Raw genomic sequence first — 23,376 nt, forward strand, 5'->3', positions numbered from 1 at the left:
TCATGAAAACCAAAAAGGATGCCGGTCGGCCCCGTCTGGGGCGCGGCCTTGCCGCCCTGCTGGGCGAGCAGGTGAACATGCTGCCCGCTGCCCCCGCCGTGGAGGGGCGCAAGGCGTCGGATGTCATCGCCAGCCTGCCGGTTGATGTGATGGAACCGAGCCCTTTCCAGCCGCGCCAGCAGATGGAACCCGCAGCGCTGGAGGAACTGGCCAGTTCCATTCGTGTGCGCGGTATCCTGCAGCCCATTCTCGTACGCCCGCACCCGCAGCGCGCGGGCATCTACCAGATCATCGCGGGGGAGCGGCGCTGGCGTGCCTCCCAGCTTGCCGGGCTGCATGACGTGCCCGTCCATATCCGCCAACTGGACGACGGGGATGCCATGGCCGCGGCCCTGGTGGAAAATCTCCAGCGTGCCGACCTCAACGCCATTGAGGAAGCAGAGGGTCTCCAGCGCCTGCTTGATGACTACGAACTGACACAGGATGAACTGGCCAGCGCGATTGGCAAGTCCCGTCCGCATGTGGCCAACATGGTGCGCCTGCTGCAACTGCCCGCACCGGTGCGCGATGCGGTACGTCACCAGAGTCTCTCGGCCGGGCATGCCCGCGCCCTGCTGGCGCATGCGGATCCCGTGGCGGCGCTGAAAGTGGTGCTGGCGCAGGGGCTGAACGTGCGCCAGACGGAAGCGCTGGCCAGGCAGCAGGAGCGAAAGAGTGCTGCCGCGCGCGAGAAGGCGGAAAAGGCCGCCCGTAACCCCGAAATCGCCTCACTGGAACGTGATCTTGCAGCCCGGCTGGGGTTGAAGGTCCAGATCAGTTTTGATGGCAGGGGCGGCAGCATCAGGATCGACTACCGTTCGCTCGAACAGTTCGATGGCCTGCTGCGGCTGCTGCAGCAGTAGAAAATTTTCATAAAAGTGCAAAATCCCCTTGTCAGCCAGTGGGGTGACTGCTAGAAGCCCTTTCACCCGAGAGGGTAATCCTGTGGGCGCATAGCTCAGTTGGTAGAGCAGCTGACTCTTAATCAGCGGGTCCAAGGTTCGAGCCCTTGTGCGCCCACCACAGGATTAAACAAGAGTGCACAAGTCCCCATCAAGGCTCCGCCGGTGGGGATTTTTTGTATCGCATCCCCCGGCCATCATCCTGCGCCATGGTTGCCGCCACGCAGCACAGGGAAGGGATCATCATGACCAACCCATTCCCCCTGGGGGCGTCTCCCCTGCGGCAGGCACCATGAGCGCCCGTCTTCCCCTGATCGGTATCACGCTGGACAGTGAACCGCCTGCGCCTGTGGGCACGGGCGGGTATTCGCGCTTTCCATGGTATGCGATCCGGCAGAACTACATGGACATGACTGTCGCCTGCGGTGGCCTGCCGGTGGCCCTTGGCCACGATCCGGGCATTGCGGCACAGATGGTCTCGCGGCTTGATGCGGTGGTCATCACGGGCGGGGCCTTTGACGTGCCGCCTGCCCTGTATGGCGCGACGCAGGCCCATGCCACCGTCCAGACCAAGCCGCGCCGGACAGTGGCGGAAGCCGCACTGTTCGAGGCCGCCATGGAAAAGGGCATTCCCGTCCTTGGCATATGCGGCGGCATGCAGCTGCTGGCCGTGCTGCTGGGCGGCACACTTGTGCAGCATATTCCCGACGCGTGTCCCGGTGCACTGGCGCATGAGCAGCCCAATCCGCGTGATGAGGCCGGGCATGACGTGCATGTCGTGCCGGGCACGGCGCTGGCGCGGCTGGTCGGGGCCACGCGCCTGCCGGTCAATTCATCGCACCATCAGGCAGTGCGGGATCCCGGGCGCTGCGTGGCATGCGCGCATGCGCCCGACGGGGTGATCGAGGCGATTGAACTGCCCGGCCATCCCTTTTGCATCGGGGTGCAGTGGCATCCGGAATTTGGCATCTCGGCAGGGGACCGTCTCCTGTTCGAAGGGTTGATCGACGCCGCAGGGCAGGCAGGAACATGACACAGGACCATTCTTCTCCCACGTCCCCTCAACGGGGCGACCGTATCGCCAAATGGCTGGCCCGTTCCGGTGTTGCCAGCAGGCGGGATGCGGAGCGCATGATTGCCGAGGGCCGGGTGCGGCTCAACGGTGCGGTCGTGACCCATCCGGCCACGTTCGTGGACGCGGCGGATATCGTGCAGGTGGACGGCACCGTGGCCAGCGCGCCCGACCGCACGCGGCTGTGGCGCTACCACAAGCCTGACGGGCTGGTCACGACCCATCGCGACCCCGAGGGCCGCCCCACAGTATTCGAGTCGCTGCCGCCCGGCCTGCCGCGTGTCATAAGCGTGGGGCGGCTGGACCTGAACAGCGAGGGGCTGCTGCTGCTGACCAATGACGGAGAACTGGCCCGCAGGCTGGAACTGCCCAGCAATGGCTGGATCCGCCGCTACCGCGTGCGCGTGTTCGGCGTGGTGGATGAACGCATTCTGGCTTCCCTTGCCAGAGGCAGCGAGTTCGATGGCGTGCGCTATGGCCCGATCGAGGCGCATCTGGATTCGGCCAAGGGTGATAACGCCTGGCTGACCGTGTCGTTGCGTGAAGGCAAGAACCGGGAAATCCGCAAGGTCATGCAGGGGCTCAACCTGCATGTCAGCCGCCTGATCCGCACGTCCTACGGGCCGTTCCAGCTTGGCACGCTCACGCGCGGCGAACTGGAGGAAGTGACCGGCAAGGTCATCCGGGAGCAGGTGCCCGGCGGCCTTTCCGGTGGCAAGACCCGGCGCGGGCCGTAATGCGGATCATTGCGGGAGATTGCCGGGGCCGCACCCTGCGTGCGCCTGCGGGACAGACCACGCGGCCTACTGCTGACCGTGTGCGGCAGGCCCTGTTCGATACATTGGTTCACGCACCCTGGGCCGGGGCGGACCGCATGCGCGGTGCGCGCGTGCTGGACGGATTTGCCGGTACCGGCGCGCTGGGGCTGGAAGCCCTGTCACGTGGGGCGGCCTCCGCCTGCTTTGTCGAGCGTGACCGCGCGGCCCTGCGTGCCCTGCGTGAGAATATCGCCTCCTGTGGCCTGCAGGACCGCAGCACGGTGCGCGCCCTCGACATGCTGCGCCTGCCACCCGCCGGTGCCATGGGGCCGGTTGATCTGGTTTTCATGGATCCCCCCTATAACCAGGACCTGTCTGCCCGGGCGCTGGAGGTGTTGGAGCGTGGGGGCTGGCTGGGACCATCAACTCTGCTGGTGGTGGAAATGGCGGCCAGCGAGCCCCCCCCGGTAGAGAAGGACAGGCTGCTGCTTGCACGCAGTCACGGGGCCGCCCACCTGTATGCCTGGCGGCACGGGCAGGAGGGTGGCGCGTGACGGATTGTCCCGGTTTTTATGCACATGGCCTTCTTTCCGGACGCGGGACGGGGTTATAGTCGGGCGTTTGATGGAAATGGGCAGGCGGGACATGCGTCGCTGCGCTCCGTCGTGCCTCCGGTCCGTGTATGCGCGCATATGGGTGGACCTTAAGATCAGGATATGGATTTTTGGCGATCTTCAGCCGTTTTGTCCCTGACTCGCTCTCTTCTGGCCCGGTGCGTTCGCGCCTGCGTGAACGGCTGGCGGAAGCCGGGGGGCTGGGGCTGTGGATCGTGGCGCTGTGTCTTGCCATAGCATTATGGAGCTATGACCCGCGCGACCCATCGGCCAATACCGCCAGCAGCCAGCCGCCGGACAACCTGCTGGGCAGGCCGGGTGCGTACATGGCCGACCTCATGCTCCAGGATTTTGGAGTCGTGGGCATGCTGGCCATTTTCTGCCTGCTGGCATGGGGCTGGCGGCTGGTCCGTCACCACGGGCTGGCATCGGCCCTGCTGCGGGGCATAGCCCTGATATGCGGCCTGCCGGTCATTGCGGCGGATATCGCGGCGCTGCCGCTGCTGCTGCCCGGCCTGCATGCACCCCTGTGGCCAACGGATGCCGGGGTGGGGGGCGCGGTCGGCCTGTCTGTAGCCCATATGTCCATTCAGGCGGCGACCGTGTTCCTGGGGCGCTGGGGGCCGCTGCTGGTCTGGTCGCTGGGGCTGGTGCTTGGCGGGCTGCTGCTGCTGCTGGCCATGGCGCTGTCCCTGGCGGAATGGAAGGCCATTGGCCGGGGCATACGCTTCGTCCTGCGCCAGCCCATGGTGCTGGTGGCATGGCTACGGCGCATGAAGGACCGCACCCCCCCGCCAGGGGACGAGTCAGACAGGGCCACCTATCCCATCCGCAGGCCGGGGTCCGCGGTGGCCGCCACGGATGGAGCCGCCACCGCGACGGTGGATGACACATCGTTCCTCCGCACCGTCCTGAGCGAACGGGCGACGGCTGCCGCCACGCCCGGTACGGCCATGACGCCGGTGGCGGCCAGCCCGACCACAAAGGCCGTGGCCGCGCCGGAGGGCAAGGCCATGACCGTTGCCCGCATGGATGAGACGCAGCCCCCGGCCCTGGTGGGCCACAAGGCGGAGTCCGGCAGGCCCGCGCAGGTTTCGCTCCAGACAAGCTGGATGCACCCGCCGGGCATGGATGAAGACGTGGCGCCGCCGCTGCTCATGGGCGGGCCCGCGCCCAAGCCCGCTTCGGACCGCGCGCCGTGGCATGAAGAGCCGGTCGCGGCCGAGACGAAACCCTTCATCATGACCCCGGACGATGAGGATGACCTGCCGGCTGTGCCTGCCGAGCCCGCGCGCTCAGGCTTTCTGTCGCGCATCTTCTCGGGCGGCAGCCGGGCTGGGGAAGCCCCCCGGCCCGAGCCGGATGAGTACAGTCCCCCGTCAATGCCCCCCGTCGTGGAGGAAAGCTACACCCCGCCGCCCCAGCCGGAATGGCAGTTCCCGCCGCTGTCGCTGCTCAAGCCGCCGCCGTCCGATGCCGCGACCAAACCGACCGAGGAACTGCTCCAGGCCAACGCCACCCATCTTGTCACCGTGCTGTCCGAATATGGCGTGCAGGGGGAGATCGTGGCCTATCATGCCGGCCCGGTTGTCACCCTGTATGAACTGCAGCCCGCACCCGGCATCCGCGCCGCCCGTGTGATCGGCCTGGCTGATGACGTGGCGCGCTCGCTCTCGGTGCTCAGCGTGCGCATCGCCACCGTGCCGGGGCGCAACGTGATCGGGATCGAGGTACCCAATGCGCGGCGGGAGACGGTCTATTTCTCCGAACTGCTGGGCGACCCGCAATGGGCGCATTCGCGCAACCGGCTCAATCTGGCGCTGGGCAAGGATATCGCAGGCGAATCGGTCTACAGCGACCTTGGCGCCATGCCGCACCTGCTGATCGCGGGCACCACCGGGTCGGGCAAGTCGGTGGGCGTGAACTCCATGATCCTGTCGCTGCTCTACCGCCTCTCGCCCGAGCAGTGCCGCCTGATCCTGATTGACCCCAAGATTCTCGAGCTTTCGATCTACGAGGGCATTCCCCATCTCATGACCCCGGTCGTAACCGAACCGGCCAAGGCGGTCGCCGCCCTGAAATGGGCGGTGCGCGAGATGGATCGCCGGTACCGCGCCATGGCGCACCTGCAGGTGCGCAACATCGCCAGTTACAATGATCGTGTGGCCGAAGCGCGCGCACGTGGCGAGATCGTGACCCGCCGCGTGCAGACCGGCTACGACCCCGAAACCGGCAAGCCCACGTTCGAGGAACAGCAGCTTGCCCTCGATTCCCTGCCATATCTCGTCATCGTGGTGGACGAGATGGCCGATCTCATGATCGTGGCGGGCAAGGAGATCGAAGCCCTGCTGCAGCGCCTGGCGCAGAAGGCGCGTGCTGCGGGCATTCACCTGATCCTGGCCACCCAGCGGCCATCGGTGGATGTGATTACCGGCACCATCAAGGCGAACTTTCCCACCCGTATCTCCTTTCAGGTCATCAGCAAGTTCGACAGCCGCACCATCCTGGGCGAGCAGGGGGCCGAACAGTTGCTGGGGCGGGGTGACATGCTGTTCATGCAGGCCGGTGGCCGGATCACGCGCGTGCACGGGCCCTTCGTCGATGACAGCGAGGTCGAGGCTGTCGTCGCCTTCCTGCGCACGCAGGGGGAGCCGATCTATGATGATGATGTCATCTCCCCGCAGGAGGAGGACAGTTCCGGCAAGCCCTTCTCCGCCCCTGCCGGGGGGGCGGAGGAAGATGGCCTGTTCGCCCAGGCGGTGGAGGTCGTGGCGCGGGAAGGCAAGGCGTCGACTTCCTTCATCCAGCGTCATCTCTCGATCGGGTACAACCGTGCCGCCAAGATCATCGAACAGATGGAAAAGGAAGGTCTCGTCAGCGAGGCCAATCATGTCGGGCGGCGTGAAGTGCTCATGCGCCGCACCACGGAAGACGAATGACCCGTCCCGCCCCGCCGCGTGGGTCATTACCCTCTTCCACCCCCCTGCCATGTGCGGTCCTGTACCGTGACAGCAGGTTTGTCGTGCTGGACAAGCCGCCCGGCCTGCCGGTGCATCCGTCGCGTGCGGGTGGCCCCAGTGTCGAGGACTGGTTTCCCCTGCTTTCGCGCCACCGCACCGGGCCATGGCTGGTCCACCGGCTGGATCAGGACACGGCGGGCTGCCTTGTGGTGGCGCTGCGCAAGCATGCCCTTGTCGCGGCACAGGAATGCTTTGCGGCAGGGCGGGTACGCAAGACGTACTGGGCCATCGTGCACGGTGTACCGGCCGGTCCGTCCGGCGTGGTGGACGCCCCGCTTGCGCGCGTGGAGCAGGGCCGCCAGTGGCACATGCAGGTCGTGGCCGAAGGTCGTGGCCAGCCCGCCCGCACGCGCTGGCGGACCATGGCGACGGGGCGGGACGGGGCGGGCGCGCCGGTCAGCTGGCTGGAACTGGTGCTGGAAACCGGGCGCACGCATCAGGCCCGCGTGCATTGCGCGGCGCTGGGCTGCCCCATAGTGGGGGACGGGCGCTATGGCGCGCGGGACGCGGGGGCGCTACATCTCATGAGCCGGAGCATCCACCTGCCGCTGGACGTTCCCGTGAATGCCATGGCCATGCCGCCTGCGCATATGGCCCGTCTCATGGCGCAGGCTGGCTGGACCCTCCCGCCTGGCAACGTGGAAAAGGAAGCAACACGGTGTTTGCCCACACATTGACGCAGGAACTGCTGCGCGTTCTGGAACGACCCGACCTGCGCGTGATCGCGGGCGAGCGGCAGATCATGCTGGACCCTGGGCTTGACCTTCCTTTCCGCATCCTCCCCACAGGTGCCGTCGTGCTGGGCCTGCCCGCGCAGGGACAGCAGGAGGAGACGGCCTTCTTCTTGCGCCATGCGCTGGAACTGGCAGCACTGCTGGAACTGGCGCCCGATGCCAGCCTTTGTGCCGGTTTCTGTGCTGCCCGCACGGCGGCGCTGTTCTGGTACCTCGATACCGGCCGGGCGGAGACCGACGCCCCGGCCGCATGGGTGCCGGACATGGCGCGGGCCGATGTGCCCGGCCCCGCGGCGCTGCGTGCGATCTGGCCCGGGCTTGCGCCATTGCAGCCCGTGTCCGGCCATGACACGGGCGCCGATGCCTTTGTCACGCTCCATGCCCGCCTGCTGGCCCTGTGGCCCATGCTGGGACCGACCGAAAACCTGATGGCCACGGGGGGCGATGCCCGGCTGGCGGTGGACCCGGCCACCGGCCTCAACCATTATGGCTGTTCGCACCGGCCACGGCCGTGGGCCATCACCTTTGCGTCCTCCACGGCGTCGTCACTGTCCGAACGCGGTTTCGCCGGGGCGGAAAAGGCACGCCTGTCATTGCTGGCCGGTGCGTTGCAGGGCAGGGGGGATGCCACTGCGTGCCAGCTTGATGGCGATATCCAGAACCGGATCGCGGCGCATTTCGGCCTGACGCAGGCGGAGGGGGTGGTGCTGGCCCCGTCGGGCACGGATTGCGAACTCTATGCCCTGGCGCTGGCCAGCCTTGCCCCCGGTGGCCGGCCGGTCAGCAACATCCTGCTCGCACCGGAGGAAACCGGCAGCGGCGTGCCGTTTGCCGCAAGGGGCTGTCACTTCGCCAATGATACCGCCCTGGGCCACCGCGTGACCAAAGGGGAGCGGATAGAGGGATTCGCGGATGATACGCTGGTCATCAACGTGCCCATGCGCGATGTGGCCGGCCATGTGCGCCCGCCCGCGGATGTGGACGCCGAGGCCTGCCGCCTGACATGGGGGATGCGCCATGCGGGCCAGCATGTGCTGCTGCATCGTCTCGACCTGTCCAAGACCGGCCTGCTGGCCCCCAGCCTGGCGGCGCTGGAACATGCCTGTGCAACGGAGGGAGAGGACAGCCCCCGCCCTGACGTGGTGGTGGATGCCTGCCAGGCCCGGCTGGACCCGGTTCGCGTGCGCGCCTACCTGGACATGGGGTGGATGGTCATGGTGACCGGGTCGAAATTCTTTACCGGCCCGCCTTTCTGCGGCGCACTGCTGCTGCCCGCCGGTGTCCGGCGCAGGCTGGATGGCGCCCGGTCGCTTCCCGCCGGGCTGGGTGACTACAGCTACCGCCATGCCTGGCCTGCCGGGCGGGCTTGTGACATGCTGCCGGAGGGGCATAATATCGGCCTGATCCTGCGCTGGCAGGCGGCGCTGGCGGAAATGGCGGCGCTGAGTGCCATCCCCCGTGCGCTGATCCATGACCGGCTGCGGGGCTTCCTGTCCGCCGTTGCGGACCGCATCACGGCGGACCCGGCGCTGGAACTGCTGCCCCCCGTCGCCCCCGCCCGGCCACCGCTGGACGATGCATGGGACAGCCTGCCCACGATCCTCAGTTTCTTTGTCCGTGCGCCCGACAGCACGGACGGGGGTTTCCGCCCGCTGGCCCTGCTCCAGGCGCGAATGCTTTACGCATGGCTCAATACCGACCTGTCCGGCCTTGTGCCCGATGATGACCCCGATGCGGGGCTGGCCGCCGTGCTGTGCCATGTCGGCCAGCCGGTGCCGCTGGCCCATCCCAGCCTGCCCGGTGAAATCGCGGGGGCGCTGCGCATTTCAGCCGGGGCGCGGCTTGTCTCGGGCGAGCCATCGCATGCGGGCATGGACCCCGGTGAACGGCTGCAGCGTGAAGTCCGGAACGTGAGCCAGATACTGGGCAAGATCAGCCTGATCCTGCGCCACTGGTCCCGACTGGAACGCGCCGCGCCGGTGCAGACCTACCTGCCGCGTGGCTGGCAGGCGCAGGCCGTTCTGCCTGCCTGAGTTTTCCTGCATTTCCATCCGACGGATCCCAATCGTGAGCACCCAGACCAACCACGGCAATTTTCTCGATACCCCCCAGTTGCAGAAAGGCGTGACCCGATTCTGGCTGATCCGGCATGCGCTGGTGGAGCGTAATGCCCGTGCCCAACTGTATGGCACGATGGATGTCGCACTCTGCCCCGACAGCCTGCAGGCCCAGCGCTGGATGTATGAAGCCCTGGCGCGCCGACTGCCACATCCGGCGCTGTGGTTCACATCGCCCCTGTCGCGCACGCAGCAGACGGCGCGCGCCATTCAGGAAGCAGGGTATGGCCCGCATGAATGGCAGGTCGAGCCGGATCTGATCGAACAGTCGCTGGGGGACTGGCATGGCATCGAGCACCATACCCTGCCCGACAGGCTGAGCCTGCCCGCCCATCCGTTCTGGTCCGTCAGCGCCACCGAACTGCCGCCGCAGGGGGAAAGCATGGTGCAGGTCTGCGCGCGGGTGGGGGCGTGCCTGGACCGGCTGGCCGCGCGCCATGCGGGGCAGGATATGGTTGTGGTCAGCCACGGGGGCGCCATTCGCGGGGCGCTGGCCCATGCGCTCCGGATCCATGCCGATACGGCACTGCATTTCTCCATCCAGAACCTGGCTCTGAGCGTGATAGAACGCCTGCCCGAAGGCTGGCGGATCGTGACCGTGAACGAACTGCCCCAGGTTCCGGTGCAGGGGCATGGCCCTGCGTCTTTCCACGGCGATGCCGGCTTCCTTTCCGTTGACCGGACGGCAGTGGACAGGGTTCTGGCCATGTCCGCCACCGACCCCGCCGGGGAGGATGAGGACGAAGCCTGCACGGACGGCCTTTACGCCCGGGCGGTTGCGCTCGTGGCGCATGAGGGCCGGGCATCGACCTCCTTCATCCAGCGGCACCTTTCGATCAGCTACAACCACGCTGCCACGATTATCGCGCGCATGGAGAAGGAAGGCCTGGTAAGCGAGGCCAATCACGTCGGGCGGCGCGCGGTTCTCATGCGCAATACGGCGGATTAGACCCCCGGCGTCCTTCAGCGTGCGGAGGTGTACAGCATGCAGGTCAGTGCACAGCCATCCCCCTGCGGGGCCCGTCTGGGGCGCAGGTCGTCCGATGTGGCCATGCCCGCCACGATGGCGGCGGTGGCAAGAACAAGTGTGAGCGTATGCATGACCCTGTCCTCCCCCAGAAGGGTCGGCTGCCACCGGCTTGGTGGGTAAAAGGCCCGACCCGTATGTGTCTGCCAGCGTGCATGCGGGTGGGTGCTCCCGCCATGCCGCCTGTCCGTAACGAGGATGGCAGGAGAAAGTGGCATTGATCCATAAAAAAAGCGGTGGCGTGCGTCACCCCGTCCGCCACCCGGCCTTGCCGGGCCATGGTGCGCTGTTATCGTATGGACATGACAGGTTCACGTGCCCGCCCCGGTGATTTCATGGATATCGCGATGGAGGAAGCCCGCGCGGCGGCGGCACGGGGCGAGGTGCCGGTGGGTGCCGCCCTGTCAGGGCCGGACGGGCGGCTGCTGGCGCGCGCGGGCAATCGGGTGGAGGAATGGCATGATCCCTCCGCCCATGCGGAAATGCAGGTCATGCGGGATGCGACCAGCCTGCGTGGGGGCGCGCGGCTGGCGGACTGCACGCTGTATGTTACCCTTGAGCCCTGTCCGATGTGTGCCGCGGCGGCCATACATTTCCGCGTGGGGCGGATCGTGTTCGGGGCGTATGACCCCAAGGGCGGCGGGGTGGAGCACGGGCCGCGCCTGTTCGCGCAGCCGCGCTGCCTGCACCGGCCCGAAACGGTGGGCGGCGTGCGTGAGCGTGAGGCAGGCGCCCTGATGCGGGATTTCTTCCGCCACCTGCGCGCCTAACCTATTTGTCATGCAACGGTATAACACGCGTCGTCTCTCTTGCGGCACAATGCAGGGGATGGGACTGTAAAGCCTCGGCGGCCAGTCCCGCCCGAATGTTTCGAGTTTTCAGCAGGACCATCATGCTCAGGGATGCCATGTCAGACGTATTGCGGTCGAACACCCATTCTCCCCGCCGGTTTCGCAGCCGGTTGCTGGCTTCACTGGTCGTCGGCACGGTCGCGGGTGGCTGCCTGCTGGCAGGCACCCCGGCGCGGGCGGATGAGAGCGGGGTCATCCACCCTGATACCCAGATCCAGCAACTGCCGAATTTCGTCCATCTGGTAAAGCAGGTCAAACCCGCCGTGGTCTCCATCACCGCGCGCATCAAGGACCCCGACATGGGCGAGGATGGCGGCTCCGGTGGCATGCCCGGCGGCTTCCCGTTCCCGTTTCCCTTCCAGATGATGCCGCAGCAGGCACACCATACGGTGGAAGCGCGCGGGTCCGGTTTTGTCATCTCGCCCGATGGCTACGTCGTGACCAACAACCATGTGGTCAAGGGCGCGACCAAGGTAACCGTGACACTTGATGACGGCACCGCACTGCCCGCCAAGATCGTGGGCCGCGATTCCAAGACCGACATCGCCCTGCTCAAGGTCTCGCCCTCGGGCAAGCTGCGCTTCATCGAACTGGGCGATTCGGACAAGGTCGAACCGGGTGAATGGGTGGTTGCCGTGGGCAACCCCTACGGGCTGGGCGGCACGGTCACGGCGGGCATCGTATCCGCCCGCGGGCGCGATATCGGTGATGGTCCGTATGATTCCTTCATCCAGGTCGATGCCCCCATCAACCGTGGCAACTCGGGCGGTCCGCTGTTTACGCAGGATGGCAAGGTGGTGGGTGTGAACACCGCCATCCTGTCCCCCTCCGGCGGGTCGATCGGCATCGGCTTCGCCATTCCGTCCGATACGGTCAAGAACATTGTCGAGCAGCTTGAAAAGACCGGCCATGTCACGCGCGGCTACCTTGGCGTAACCGCCCAGGCCATCACGCCATCCATGGCCAGCGCGCTTGGCATGAAGCCCTCGGCCACGGGCGTCCCGGCAACAGGCGCGCTGGTGGCCAGCGTCAGTTCCGGCAGCCCGGCGGAAAAGGCGGGGCTGAAGGCGGGTGACGTCGTGACCGAGCTGAACGGCCAGCCGGTCGATACCCCGCATACGCTGGCGGTCAAGGTCGCCACCATCGTGCCGGGCACGAAGGCGACCGTCTCCTACCTGCGCAACAACAAGCCGCAGACGGCCACCGTGCTGATCTCCACCCTTGGCAAGGGGGGGACGGCCGATGGCACGGTGGGCGATACGTCCCATGATGCGGACAAGGGCCCCAGACTGGGTGTGACCTTGGCACCGCTGACCCCCGACCTGCGCCAGCAGCTGGGTCTGGAGGAGAGCGTGCGCGGCGTGGTAGTGAGCGATGTGCAGCCCGGCTCCTCCGCCGAGCAGGCCGGCATTCATGCAGGTGACGTGATCCAGGCGGTGGGTGACGTGCCGGTTGAAAATCCGCGCGCCACCGTTTCCGCCATCCGGCAGGCACTGCAGGCCAACCATTCCGTGCTGCTCCGCGTCGTGCGCAACGGGCAGAGCGTGTTCGTGGCGGTCAGCCCCGGTTCGGATGATGCCGATACCGGCGCGCAGGACGAAGACGACCAGTAAGCCATTCCATCAAGAGGGCCTGCCCGTGGCCGCGACAGTGATGTCGCGGCCATTTTTGTAAAAAAAATGACGGAAAGAGACATTTTTTTTGCGCTTATGGGCAAAAAAGCGGGGTGTTGCGATTGTGGCAGGCAGGTGTCTTGCCGTATCTGCATGCATCGTCATGTTTGTTCTGGGAGGGATGATGACCGGTTCCGCAGTATCCGATGCACATGGATCATCTGGCGCACGTCTGATTGATGGCAAGGGATTCGCCTTGCGCCTGACGCAGGATATCAAGACCGAGGTCCATGCCTTTTATGAACGCCACCGCATTACCCCGGGCCTGGCCGTGGTGCTGGTGGGCAATGATCCTGCCAGCGAGGTCTATGTACGCAACAAGGCGCTCCAGACCCACCGCGCGGGGATGCGTTCGTTCATGCACATGCTGCCTGCCACCACATCGCAGGAGGAACTGCTCAACCTGATCGCCCGGCTGAATGTTGATCCCCAGATCCATGGCATCCTCGTGCAGCTGCCGCTGCCGGGCGATCTTGACCCGGTTGCGGTGACCAACGCCATCACGCCGGAAAAGGATGTGGACGGGCTGGGCGTGGTCAATGCGGGCAGGCTGGCGCTGGGGCTGCCCGGCATCGTGCCCTGCACCCCGCTGGGCTGCCTGCTCCTGCTGCGCCATTATGTAGGTGAACTGCGTGGCAAGGACGCGGTGGTGATCGGGGCGTCCAACCTTGTCGGCCGCCCCATGGCCGAACTGCTGCTGCAGGAAGGCTGCACCGTGACCGTGGCGCATATCGACACGCGCGATACGGCGGCCCATGCCCGTCTGGCTGATATCGTCGTGGTGGCGACGGGTGTGCGGGAACTCGTGCGGAAGGACTGGATCAAGCCGGGTGCGACCGTGATCGATGTCGGTATTTCCCGCGTGCAGCTGCCCAACGGCAAGACGCGACTGGTGGGGGACGTGAAATTCGATGAGGTCGCCCCCCATGCAGGCCTGATCACGCCAGTGCCGGGGGGCGTCGGGCCGATGACCATTGCCTGCCTGCTGCGCAATACCCTGGATGCGGCCCGGATGATCGTGGAAGGAAAGACGCGTTGAATCAGGCCACAGCACAGGGAAAGCAGGCCCCGGGCCTGACAGCCGTCGAACTGATCCCGCGTGATGCACAGACCCTGCTGCGCGATGCCAGGGATGTCAGCCAGCTGTTCCCCGATGCGCGGATCATCAACATTCCCGACCTGCTGCGCTTCCCCCTGCGCAGCTGGGAGGCGGCGCGCCTGCTTCGCCCCGTCTTCCGGCGCGTGATCCCGCATGTCCGGGCAATTGATATCGGCCCCGACATGCCCCTGCCGGGCGCGGATGACCCGGATCTGCACGAAGTGCTGGTGGTGCGGGGCGATCCGCCAACGGATCTGCGGCACCGCACCTATCCCAATACCAGTGAAAGCGTGATCGCGCGTTACCGGCGCGAGGCGCCGCATCTGCGCGTCTATGCCGCATTCGATCCCTACCGTCGTGCGCCGTATGAGGAAATGCAGGCCGTTGCCCGCAAGAAGGAAGCAGGCGCCGCAGGCTTCTTTACCCAGCCGGTGTTCGACATGCGCATGCTCGACCTGTGCATGAACTGGCTGGAGGGGGAAGACGTGTTCTGGGGTATCTCCCCCGTTATCGGACCAAAGTCACGTTCGTACTGGGAGACGACGAACCATATCCTCTTCCCCAATGATTTCGAACCCACGCTCGAGGCCAATGTCGCATTCGCACGCCAGATGCTGGATACGGTGGCGCGGGCGGGGGGCAATACCTACATCATGCCGCTGCGGATCAATCTGGAGCGCTATCTGCCCCTGCTGCGCCGGGTATAAGCCGGGTATTGTGGTCCGGGGGCATGACCGGCGCGCGGCGGAGTCCGGTTGCGGTCAGATCCAGCCATGCGCCCGGATCAGCCCGAATGCCGCGATTGTGACCATGCAGGTAATCCGGCCATCCAGGATCATGTCCTGCATTTCGGCCAGTGTCACGGTGTGGCAGGTAATGTCCTCTTCCGAATCCTCGCGCTCGTGCGGGCCCTGGCTCAGGCCGGTCGCAAGGTAGGCGCGGCCTTTCTGGGTCGTGTAGCCCGCCCCCTGGTACATCAGCCCGGCATCACGCATCCGTTCGGCCACAAGCCCGGTTTCCTCACGCAGTTCGCCGCGCGCCACGTCCTCGGGGGTGGCGTCGGGACGGTCTTCCCACATGCCCATGGGGAGTTCCCACATCCGCTTTTGTATGGGATAGCGGTACTGGCGGATAAGCGTGACGCGGGGGCCTTCCGGCCCGTTCCACAGGGGCAGGATCACGACAAAATCCCCCCGTTCCACCACGCCGTACAGGCCCTGCCTGCCGTTGGGGCGGATGATGATGTCCTCCCGCACGCGGGTCCATGGGTTTTCATAGGCGGTGCGGGTGGAAACCGTTGTATAGCCGCCCGCGTCCGGTGTGGGGGAATGTGTCATGGATATGCCATCCTTCCTGGTCGTATCAGCTGCGCCCGCATGCGCCGCGTGCGGTACTGTCGTGCGGGAACGAACGGGCGTTGCATGATTTTTCAGGTTTTCCATTAAGCCGTATCGGGCTTCGTTGCCAAAAGCATTCTATCCACGGGCTGGCATTGCTGTCATTCGGAACGGGGTGGGATGCCTGTTTTTCAAACTGTGGAGTGTATGCGTATCATGACCGGGCAGCAGGCGTCATCGGGGTCACCTACACGGCGGATACTGCCCGTCGTACTGTTCAATCTCCTGTGCTACATCGATATCGGCCTGCCGATGGCGGTCATTCCCGTTTTCGTGCATCAGGTGCTGGGCTACAACACGGTGCTGGCGGGGCTTGCGGTGTCGCTCCAGTATCTGGCCACCTTTGCCTCACGCGCCAGTGCCGGGCGGCAGACGGACCGGCGGGGCGCGAAACCCACGGTCGTCATCGGCCTTTTGGTCTGCACGCTGTCTGGGCTTGCGCTCATGCTGTCGGGGCTGATGCTGCATTTCGCGGCCCTGTCCATCGGGCTGCTGATCGTAAGCCGTATCCTGCTCGGCATCGGGGAAAGCTGGACGGCAACCGGCGCCATCATGTGGAACATCGGCCGCGTGGGGGCCGCGCGCACCGCGCAGGTGATCTCATGGAACGGGGTGACATCCTATGGCGGCATCGCCCTTGGCGCGCCAATCGGGCAGATGCTTGCCGGGCTGCCGCTGCCCTATGGCGGGCTGACCACGGTGGGGCTGCTCTCGGCCGGCCTGACGCTGTTCGGCTTCCTGCTGGCGCGGCAGTACGCGCCCGTGCCGCCCGTGCCTGGCAAGGGGCCGCCCATGCCGTTCAGGGCCGTATTCATGCGCGTGCTGCCCCATGGCATGGTGCTGGCATGCGGGTCCGTGGGGTTCGGCACGATCTCGGCCTGTCTTGCGCTGTTCTATGCCCACAACAACTGGAATGGCGCGGCAACGGCGCTGGCGGGTTTTGGCATAAGCTTCATGCTCATGCGCTTCATCTTTGCCCGCCAGATCGACCGCCGGGGCGGGCTGGTCGTGTCGTTTGTCTCGCTACTAGTGGAAACGCTGGGGCTGGTGGTGCTGTGGCAGTGTTCCACCGTGGCGGGGGCCGCGCTGGGCGCAGCCCTGACGGGGGCCGGGTTCTCACTGGTCTTTCCCGCCATGGGGGTGCTGGCGGTTGCGCGCGTCGGGCCGGAAAACCGGGGGGCGGCGCTGGGGGCCTTCTCCGTTTTCCTGGATATCGCGGTGGGGCTGTCCGGCCCGCTGCTGGGGCTGGTCATCCAGACCATGGGGTATGGCGCGCTGTTTCTGGTTTCCGCCCTGTTTACGTTGGCGGGCGTGGGTGTAACCATTGCGCTGAAATTCCTGCCGCGCTGAACGGCGCGGCAGGGCGGGCATTCTTGCAGGGAGCTGAGCTGGGTCGATGCAGATTTCATCCGTTGCCGTCTTTTGTGGGTCACGTTTCGGCTCGCGGCCGGAATACGCCGCACAGGCCCGTGCGCTGGGTGGCGCACTGGGCCAGGCCGGGGTCCGGCTGGTGTATGGTGGGGGCCATGTGGGGCTTATGGGCACCGTAGCGGATGCGGCCCTGGCCGCGGGCGGCACGGTGACCGGCATCATCCCTGCCTTCCTGCATTCGCGCGAGATCATGCATGAAGGCGTGACCGACCTGACGGTTACGGACAACATGCATGACCGCAAGGCGCGGATGTTCGCGCTGTCCGATGCCTTTGTGGTCATGCCCGGTGGCCTGGGCACGTTCGACGAGACGATCGAGATCATGACCTGGCGGCAGCTCGGCCAGCATGACAAACCGATCTATATCGTCAACATCGCGGGCTGGGCCGATTCCCTGCTGGCCATGATCGATGGCTGCATTGCGGACGGGTTTGCGGCCCCCGGCGTGCGCGACCTATTTGCGGTCGTGCCGGATGTGCCCAGCCTTATGGCGGCACTTTCCGCACTGCCCGTGCAGGCCGGTGCGCGCGATGCCGTGCCGACGCTGTAAATCTTTTTGCCTGTCCCCTTGCCTAAAAGGCGGCGGCCCTGTATAGCCGCCTGCAACGGAGTGTAGCTCAGCCTGGTAGAGCACTGTGTTCGGGACGCAGGGGCCGGAGGTTCGAATCCTCTCACTCCGACCAGATTTGCAAGCCGGGTGCCCGTGGTATCCGGCTTGTTTCTGTTTCGGCTCCCTGTTCCCCTGTATTGCAGCAGTGGAGGGAATCCGTTAATTCCCCATTCCCGGCAGCATGTGACCGGCCTGCTGTGTGGTCTGCCGCATTGTCACCCGATAACAAGCCCACGGGAATTTTTCCACGTATGCAGATTTCTCCAGTTCCCGCGCATCCTGATACGCATGATGGCGGGCCATCCCGGCCGGGACCGGCACTGAGCATCATCATCCCGTGCTATAATGAACGCGGGAATGTCGAACCCCTGTTCCATGCGGTGGAACAGGCGCTGACCCACCTGCAGTGGGAACTGATCTTCGTTGATGACAATTCCCCCGACGGCACGATGGATGAGGTCTGGCGTCTGGCACAGGCGGACAGCCGCGTGCGCGGGATCCTGCGGGTCGGGCGGCGTGGCCTGTCCTCCGCCGTGATCGAGGGGGTGCTGTCATCGTCGGCGCCGGTTGTCGCGGTGATGGATGGCGACATGCAGCATGATGAACGGCTGCTGGGGCAGATGTTCGATGCCATCCATAACCAGGGGTATGATGTTGCGATCGGCAGCCGGCATGTCGAAGGTGGTGATAACAGCGGTCTTGCCAATGCGTGGCGGCGGTTCCTGTCCAATGCGGGCATCCGTATTGCCCAGCGTTTCCTGTCCGTACGGGTGACTGACCCGATGAGCGGGCTCTTTGCAGTCCGGCGCGACCTGTTTGTCAGATCCGTCGCCAGCCTGTCCGGCACCGGATTCAAGATCCTGATGGATATGCTGATGGTCCAGAAAACCGCCCCCCGCGTGATCGAACTGCCGTTTGTGTTCCGCTCGCGCCACGCTGGGGAAAGCAAGATGGATCGCAAGGTGCTCGTGCAGTTCGGGCAGATGATTGCCCATCACATGCTGTCGCGCAGGAAATGACGCGCCAGGCCACTCTGTGGGCAGGGACATGTAACCACGGTTACAAAAGCGGACAATTTTAAAAAATTATTTACCTTCTTTTATGTCACATACATCGGAACTATAAAAATACCCAGTAATCAATCCTGATATCGAAAGCAGGACAGGAGTAATATTACCGGAACCGTAGTGGACAACGGACTGATCCGCTTCGGGAAACCGGTCCGTCCGTCGATGACTGTTGCCGGGTGCCCCTGCATGCCATGGGGTGTGATGATGGCATGCGTGCGGTACCGTCGCCTCCCCGATCATGGTGTTGCGTAAACAGTATCGTCACGGCACAGGGGGTGTGATTATCAGGCCTGCCACAGGATTACGCTGTCGCGGGACAGTAATGGGGATGAATCATGGCTGATATGCCTGTTTCGCATAAAGGACATGCGGGCTGTCTCATGCAGGCGCTGAAATAATGGATGTCAGACCCGGACGGTTTACGGTAAACCAGTCTGCCTGATTGCTATGGTTCTGTGTTCTATCGATAGGAAACGTCGACTTTTATGATGGATGGTAAGCGCATTGCGGTGGTTCTGCCCGCATATAATGCAGGAAAGACCTTGCAGCAGACTTATGACGAGATCCCCAGGGATATTGTGGATGACATCATCCTGACCGACGATGCGAGCAGGGACAACACCGCAGAACTGGCCCGTTCGCTTGGAATTCATGTCATTGAACATGACCGGAACCGTGGCTACGGCGGCAACCAGAAGACATGCTATGAAAGCGCCCTGGCCCGTGGTGCGGACATCATCATCATGCTGCATCCGGATTATCAGTATTCCCCGCGCCTGATCCGGGCCATGGCCGCCATGCTGACATCGGGGCATTATGATGGGGTGATTGCGTCGCGCATACTGGGCAAGGGCGCGCTGCAGGGGGGCATGCCGCTGTACAAATATGTGGCAAACCGCATGCTGACCCTGACGCAGAACATTCTCATGAATGCCAAGCTGTCCGAATACCATACCGGCTATCGTGGCTGGCGCAGGGAAGTGCTGGAAGCCATACCGCTTGAGCGCTGTTCGGATGACTTTGTGTTTGACAACCAGATGCTGGCCCAGGTTATCAATGCCGGGTTCCGGATTGGCGAGATTTCGTGCCCGACACGCTATTTTGCCGAAGCGTCGTCCATCAATTTCCGTCGGAGTGTTAAATACGGGCTGGGCGTGCTGAAGACATCGGCCTCCTACCGTCTGAACCGGCTGGGCATCTACCGTGAGAAAATCTTCAAAAAATGAACATGTCGCTGGGTAATGGTCACAAGGGCGCCGCTGTCCTGAAAAAGGATCGTGGCGTCGGTTTCAGGATCATGCTCGCGGCCCTGGGGTTCATCATTCTGTCCTCAGTCATTTTTCTTTTTCGTTACAATGATATAGCGTCATCTTCCATCCAGGCCATGCTGGCCACCGCGCATGCAGGTGGCGCATGGCGTGGCTGGATCGCGTGTGAACTGATCCAGATCGTGGTCGCACTGTGTGGCATTCTGCCCGCTTCGGCCACGGCAATGGGAATCGGTGCGGCGTACGGCATCATGGATGGCTTCCTGCTGGCAGCCCCCGCAACCATGATCGGGGCGCTGATTTCCTTTGTCCTGTCACGTACCTTCCTGCGCGGGCTGATCCACCGGTTCGTGTGCAAGCGGACACGGCTGGACCGGCTTGACCAGGTCCTGTCGGCCGAAGGATGGAAAATCGCCTGTCTTTTCCGCCTTTCACCCATCATGCCCTTTTCCATCACAAGCTACGCCCTTGGCATGAGTTCACTATCCCTGCAGGCCTATACAATTGGTACGCTCGCCTCCCTGCCGGCCCTGCTGGGGTATATCACCATGGGGGCGCTGACCGCCCGCAGCCTGACCTCCGTTACGGGGGAGAGCATTTCATGGGTTCATGCCGGTATTTTGATATTAGGCGTTGTCGGCACCTTTGCATTGATCTGGCACCTGACCCGGGTCATCACGAAAGTCCTGTCCAGGGCAGACTGAACCGGCATGCCCCATGCCGACGGCCTGTACTGACCGGGTCCTTGCGAAAGTCGGCCTATCTTTTCCGGATCAACTACGCCGGAACCGTGCCGCGCAGATCCATTGAAACCGGGATCATTATATTGTCACGCAGGATGCAGGGACGGACCGGTGCGGCCGGTAGCTCCCGATCAGCGCCATGCCGGGGGCCAGGTCTGCCATAACCGGATTGCGTGTGGCCGCCATGCACGATGCATGCACCCGGGCAATGGGGCCGGATGCCCGGCCTGCCGGAATGCATGCATTGATGACCATCAGAGGCTGAACCACCCTGTGGCTTCGGTAAAGTGCGGTGCCACCTGATCCTTGTCCGACAGGATCGCATCACGCGGATCAATCGGCCATGCAATGTTCAGGTGCGGGCAGTTCCAGATCACGGCCCGTTCGGATGCCTTGTCATACAGGCCGGTGCATTTGTACTGCACCTCCGTATCCTCGGCCAGCGTCACGAAACCATGCAGGAACCCCGGTGGAATCCAGAGCTGGGACCAGTTTTCTTCCGACAGTTCGGCCGCAACCCATTTGCCGTAGGTGGGGGAACCCGTCCGCGCATCCACCGCCACATCCCAGATCGCGCCCTTCGTGCAGCGCACCAGCTTGCCCTGCGCATGTGGGGCAAGCTGGCAGTGCAGGCCACGGACCACGCCCTTCTGCCGTGACAGGCTCTGGTTATCCTGCACGAAGGGCAGGGTGATCCCGGCTTCCTTCATGCGCTCCAGATTATAGGTCTCTGAAAAGAAACCCCGATTATCACCGAAACGCGGCGGTGTGACCACAATGACATCGGGGATGTCCAGGTGTTCGACTTTCATGAACATGCACTCCTTCAAACCTGCTGCTGTCCGACAAGACGCAGCATGTAACCCAGTTGGGTCTTGCTCATCTTCCCTGCCTGCGCCAGCAGGGCATCACGATCGATATACCCCATGCGGAAGGCGACTTCGGTCGGTGATCCGACCAGCATGCCCTGACGGGACTGGATGGTCTGCACGAAATTGCCGGCCTGGATCAGGCTGTCGGGCATGCCGGCATCCAGCCAGGCGCAGCCGCGCCCCAACTGGTCAACGCTGAGCGTGCCTTCATCCAGATACATCCGGTTGAGGTCCGTGATTTCCAGTTCGCCACGTGCACTGGGCCTGACCTGGCGTGCGAATTCCGTTACGCGGTGATCATAGAAATACAGCCCGGTCACGGCCCAGCTGGATTCGGGCTTTTCAGGTTTTTCGACAATATCCAGCGCACGGCCGTTTTGATCGAACGAGACGACGCCGTAGCGTTCCGGGTCGCGCACCTGATAGGCAAAGACGGTCGCGCCATTTGCCTGCCGGGCCCGGCAGGTCGCGGCCTGCAGCAGGCCACTCAGGTGATCGGCAAAGATCAGGTTATCCCCCAGCGCCAGTGCGCAGGGCGCGCCGTCGATCCAGTCCTCGCCGATGATGAATGCCTGTGCCAGCCCATCGGGCGAAGGCTGGACACGATAGGCAAAGCGGACCCCGAACTGCGATCCATCCCCCAGCAGCCGCTGGAACTGCGGCATGTCCTGCAGCGTGGTGATGATCAGGATATCCTGGATACCCGCCAGCATCAGGGTCGTCAGCGGATAGTAGATCATCGGCTTGTCAAAGACGGGCAGCAACTGCTTGGACGTTGCAATCGTCATCGGGTGCAGGCGTGTTCCGGACCCACCGGCCAGCAGGATGCCCTTCATCGGCCGGGTCTGTGTGGCGGACGCGACTGTCATGCCCGGGTTCCCAGCCTGTGGCCTGTATAGCGCTGCGCGCGGATGCCTTCCCACCAGGCCCGGTTGTCCAGATACCACCGGATGGTGCGCCGGATGCCGGTTTCGAAATCATGCCGTGCTGTCCACTCCAGCGCCTGTTCGGCATGGGTGGGGTCAATCTCGTAGCGGAAATCATGGCCCGGGCGGTCGGTGACAAACCGGATCAGGCGTTCGCGCGGGCCCCCGGGGTCGGGCACCAGTTCATCCAGTACCGCACAGATGGTCTTGACCACCTGCAGGTTGGTGCGGGGCTGGCGCGCGCCAATGGCGTAGGTCTCCCCCGGTTGCCCGCGTTCGATGGCCCGAACAAGCGCCTCGGCATGATCCTCGACAAACAGCCAGTCGCGGATGTTCTCGCCCTTGCCGTAAACCGGCAGTTCCCTGCCTTCTATGGCGTTGATGGTGACCAGCGGGATGAGCTTTTCGGGGAAATGCCAGATCCCGTAATTGTTCGTCGTGTTGGTGACGAAGGTGGGCAGGCCATAGGTATGATGCCATGCCCGCACGAGATGGTCGGATGCCGCCTTGGATGCGGAATAGGGGCTGCGGGGATCATAGGGCGTGGTTTCGGTAAAGGGCGGGTCCCCGGCCCCCAGGTGGCCGAACACCTCATCGGTCGAGATGTGATGGAAACGGAACGCCTGCTGCCGGGCGTTGTCCAGTCCCTTCCAGTAGGCATGGGCGGCTTCGAGCAATGTGCAGGTGCCCATGACATTGGTCTGCATGAACACGCCCGGCCCGTCGATGGAACGGTCCACATGGCTTTCCGCCGCAAGATGCATGACGGCATCAGGCTGGTGGGTCTCGAACAGGTGCTTCATGGCCGCGGCATCAAGGATGCTGGCAGGCACGTGGCGGTAGCGGCTGCTGGACGCAACCTCCGCCACGGTTTCGGGCGACGCCGCATAGGTCATGCAGTCGACATTGATGACACTGTGGTCCGTCGCGTGGATCAGGTTCCTTACCACGGCGGAACCGATAAATCCGCAGCCACCAGTCAGCAGTATTTTCATCACGTTTCCATATTGATGCAACGTCCGTTCCGTGAGCCGGACACAATGTTCGGGATGGATAATAAACGCCAGTTGTCAAACAGAACCGGTACGGCCGCGACGGCGCCATCCATTCGCATGGTTCCGTGGCTGCAATACGCTATCGCCTGGGTTGCCAC

At 64.4% G+C, this 23,376-nt stretch carries 21 protein-coding genes, 2 tRNA genes and 2 pseudogenes; 20 read left to right on the forward strand and 5 right to left on the reverse strand.

Going from position 1 to position 23,376, the window contains the following annotated elements; all coding sequences use genetic code 11:
- Nucleotides 1–2 precede the first annotated feature (2 nt).
- From LDL32_RS12345 to LDL32_RS18060, 10 genes and pseudogenes are all read left to right on the forward strand, one after another.
- Nucleotides 3–902, forward strand: coding sequence for a ParB/RepB/Spo0J family partition protein (locus LDL32_RS12345; RefSeq protein WP_233067340.1), 900 nt, complete (start codon nucleotides 3–5; stop codon nucleotides 900–902).
- 84 nt (nucleotides 903–986) lie between these two features.
- Nucleotides 987–1,062, forward strand: a tRNA-Lys gene (locus LDL32_RS12350).
- Between the two features lie 171 nt (nucleotides 1,063–1,233).
- Nucleotides 1,234–1,974 (forward strand): gamma-glutamyl-gamma-aminobutyrate hydrolase family protein, encoded by a 741-nt coding sequence (locus LDL32_RS12355; protein WP_233067342.1) that lies wholly within the window; start codon nucleotides 1,234–1,236, stop codon nucleotides 1,972–1,974.
- Nucleotides 1,971–2,750, forward strand: coding sequence for a pseudouridine synthase (locus tag LDL32_RS12360; protein WP_233067345.1), 780 nt, complete (start codon nucleotides 1,971–1,973; stop codon nucleotides 2,748–2,750). The genes LDL32_RS12355 and LDL32_RS12360 overlap by 4 nt, the downstream gene beginning before the upstream one ends.
- A complete protein-coding gene (rsmD, locus tag LDL32_RS12365; RefSeq protein ID WP_233067348.1) occupies nucleotides 2,750–3,325 on the forward strand; it encodes a 16S rRNA (guanine(966)-N(2))-methyltransferase RsmD in 576 nt (191 codons plus the stop codon). Before LDL32_RS12360 ends, rsmD begins: the two co-directional genes overlap by 1 nt.
- Before the next feature lie 170 nt (nucleotides 3,326–3,495).
- Nucleotides 3,496–6,324, forward strand: coding sequence for a DNA translocase FtsK (locus LDL32_RS12370; protein ID WP_233067350.1), 2,829 nt, complete (start codon nucleotides 3,496–3,498; stop codon nucleotides 6,322–6,324).
- A complete protein-coding gene (locus tag LDL32_RS12375) occupies nucleotides 6,321–7,082 on the forward strand; it encodes an RluA family pseudouridine synthase (RefSeq protein ID WP_233067352.1) in 762 nt (253 codons plus the stop codon). The genes LDL32_RS12370 and LDL32_RS12375 overlap by 4 nt, the downstream gene beginning before the upstream one ends.
- Nucleotides 7,064–9,172 (forward strand): hypothetical protein, encoded by a 2,109-nt coding sequence (locus LDL32_RS12380; RefSeq protein ID WP_233067353.1) that lies wholly within the window; start codon nucleotides 7,064–7,066, stop codon nucleotides 9,170–9,172. The genes LDL32_RS12375 and LDL32_RS12380 overlap by 19 nt, the downstream gene beginning before the upstream one ends.
- A gap of 34 nt (nucleotides 9,173–9,206) precedes the next feature.
- A pseudogene (locus LDL32_RS12385) lies at nucleotides 9,207–9,875 on the forward strand (histidine phosphatase family protein); the annotation flags it as partial.
- Nucleotides 9,876–9,977: 102 nt separating this feature from the next.
- Nucleotides 9,978–10,205, forward strand: a pseudogene (locus tag LDL32_RS18060) (DNA translocase FtsK); the annotation flags it as partial.
- A 14-nt stretch (nucleotides 10,206–10,219) separates the two neighbouring features.
- On the opposite strand, the gene LDL32_RS12390 reads toward LDL32_RS18060, so the two are convergent.
- Nucleotides 10,220–10,357 (reverse strand): hypothetical protein, encoded by a 138-nt coding sequence (locus tag LDL32_RS12390; RefSeq protein WP_233067358.1) that lies wholly within the window; start codon nucleotides 10,355–10,357, stop codon nucleotides 10,220–10,222.
- Between the two features lie 222 nt (nucleotides 10,358–10,579).
- Here LDL32_RS12390 and LDL32_RS12395 point away from each other — a divergent pair, with 222 nt between their 5' ends.
- The 4 genes from LDL32_RS12395 (at nucleotide 10,580) to LDL32_RS12410 (ending at nucleotide 14,613) form a co-directional block, all read left to right on the forward strand.
- Nucleotides 10,580–11,053, forward strand: a complete 474-nt coding sequence (locus LDL32_RS12395; protein WP_233067360.1) for a nucleoside deaminase — start codon at nucleotides 10,580–10,582, stop codon at nucleotides 11,051–11,053.
- A gap of 122 nt (nucleotides 11,054–11,175) precedes the next feature.
- Entirely contained in the window at nucleotides 11,176–12,747 is a 1,572-nt protein-coding gene (locus LDL32_RS12400) for a Do family serine endopeptidase (RefSeq protein WP_233067362.1), read from the forward strand.
- 184 nt (nucleotides 12,748–12,931) lie between these two features.
- On the forward strand, nucleotides 12,932–13,846 hold the full coding sequence (gene folD, locus LDL32_RS12405; RefSeq protein ID WP_370636699.1) for a bifunctional methylenetetrahydrofolate dehydrogenase/methenyltetrahydrofolate cyclohydrolase FolD: 915 nt from the start codon (nucleotides 12,932–12,934) through the stop codon (nucleotides 13,844–13,846).
- On the forward strand, nucleotides 13,843–14,613 hold the full coding sequence (locus LDL32_RS12410; protein ID WP_233067364.1) for a methylenetetrahydrofolate reductase: 771 nt from the start codon (nucleotides 13,843–13,845) through the stop codon (nucleotides 14,611–14,613). The genes folD and LDL32_RS12410 overlap by 4 nt, the downstream gene beginning before the upstream one ends.
- A gap of 54 nt (nucleotides 14,614–14,667) precedes the next feature.
- On the opposite strand, the gene LDL32_RS12415 is transcribed toward LDL32_RS12410, so the two are convergent.
- Nucleotides 14,668–15,243 (reverse strand): NUDIX hydrolase, encoded by a 576-nt coding sequence (locus LDL32_RS12415; RefSeq protein ID WP_233067367.1) that lies wholly within the window; start codon nucleotides 15,241–15,243, stop codon nucleotides 14,668–14,670.
- 207 nt (nucleotides 15,244–15,450) lie between these two features.
- Here LDL32_RS12415 and LDL32_RS12420 point away from each other — a divergent pair, with 207 nt between their 5' ends.
- From LDL32_RS12420 to LDL32_RS12445, 6 genes are all read left to right on the forward strand, one after another.
- Nucleotides 15,451–16,653 (forward strand): MFS transporter, encoded by a 1,203-nt coding sequence (locus tag LDL32_RS12420; protein ID WP_233067369.1) that lies wholly within the window; start codon nucleotides 15,451–15,453, stop codon nucleotides 16,651–16,653.
- A 46-nt stretch (nucleotides 16,654–16,699) separates the two neighbouring features.
- Nucleotides 16,700–17,284: a TIGR00730 family Rossman fold protein gene (locus tag LDL32_RS12425; protein ID WP_233067371.1), complete on the forward strand. Its 585-nt coding sequence runs from the start codon at nucleotides 16,700–16,702 to the stop codon at nucleotides 17,282–17,284.
- Between the two features lie 56 nt (nucleotides 17,285–17,340).
- Nucleotides 17,341–17,417, forward strand: a tRNA-Pro gene (locus LDL32_RS12430).
- Nucleotides 17,418–17,595: 178 nt separating this feature from the next.
- On the forward strand, nucleotides 17,596–18,363 hold the full coding sequence (locus LDL32_RS12435; RefSeq protein WP_233067372.1) for a polyprenol monophosphomannose synthase: 768 nt from the start codon (nucleotides 17,596–17,598) through the stop codon (nucleotides 18,361–18,363).
- Between the two features lie 539 nt (nucleotides 18,364–18,902).
- A complete protein-coding gene (locus LDL32_RS12440; RefSeq protein WP_255673934.1) occupies nucleotides 18,903–19,640 on the forward strand; it encodes a glycosyltransferase family 2 protein in 738 nt (245 codons plus the stop codon).
- 71 nt (nucleotides 19,641–19,711) lie between these two features.
- Complete coding sequence (locus LDL32_RS12445; protein ID WP_233067377.1) at nucleotides 19,712–20,386, forward strand: TVP38/TMEM64 family protein; 675 nt, start codon at nucleotides 19,712–19,714, stop codon at nucleotides 20,384–20,386.
- 293 nt (nucleotides 20,387–20,679) lie between these two features.
- On the opposite strand, the gene rfbC is transcribed toward LDL32_RS12445, so the two are convergent.
- The 3 genes from rfbC to rfbB are packed head-to-tail and all read right to left on the reverse strand — an operon-like array spanning nucleotide 20,680 to nucleotide 23,218.
- Nucleotides 20,680–21,237, reverse strand: a complete 558-nt coding sequence (gene rfbC, locus LDL32_RS12450) for a dTDP-4-dehydrorhamnose 3,5-epimerase (RefSeq protein ID WP_233067379.1) — start codon at nucleotides 21,235–21,237, stop codon at nucleotides 20,680–20,682.
- Nucleotides 21,238–21,251: 14 nt separating this feature from the next.
- Entirely contained in the window at nucleotides 21,252–22,133 is an 882-nt protein-coding gene (rfbA, locus tag LDL32_RS12455; protein WP_233068883.1) for a glucose-1-phosphate thymidylyltransferase RfbA, read from the reverse strand.
- Between the two features lie 29 nt (nucleotides 22,134–22,162).
- The gene (gene rfbB / locus LDL32_RS12460) at nucleotides 22,163–23,218 is read right to left on the reverse strand and encodes a dTDP-glucose 4,6-dehydratase (RefSeq protein WP_233067380.1); all 1,056 of its coding nucleotides are present in this window, start codon (nucleotides 23,216–23,218) and stop codon (nucleotides 22,163–22,165) included.
- Between the last annotated feature and the right edge of the window lie 158 nt (nucleotides 23,219–23,376).

This window comes from Komagataeibacter sp. FNDCF1 (assembly GCF_021295335.1).
GTDB lineage: Bacteria > Pseudomonadota > Alphaproteobacteria > Acetobacterales > Acetobacteraceae > Komagataeibacter.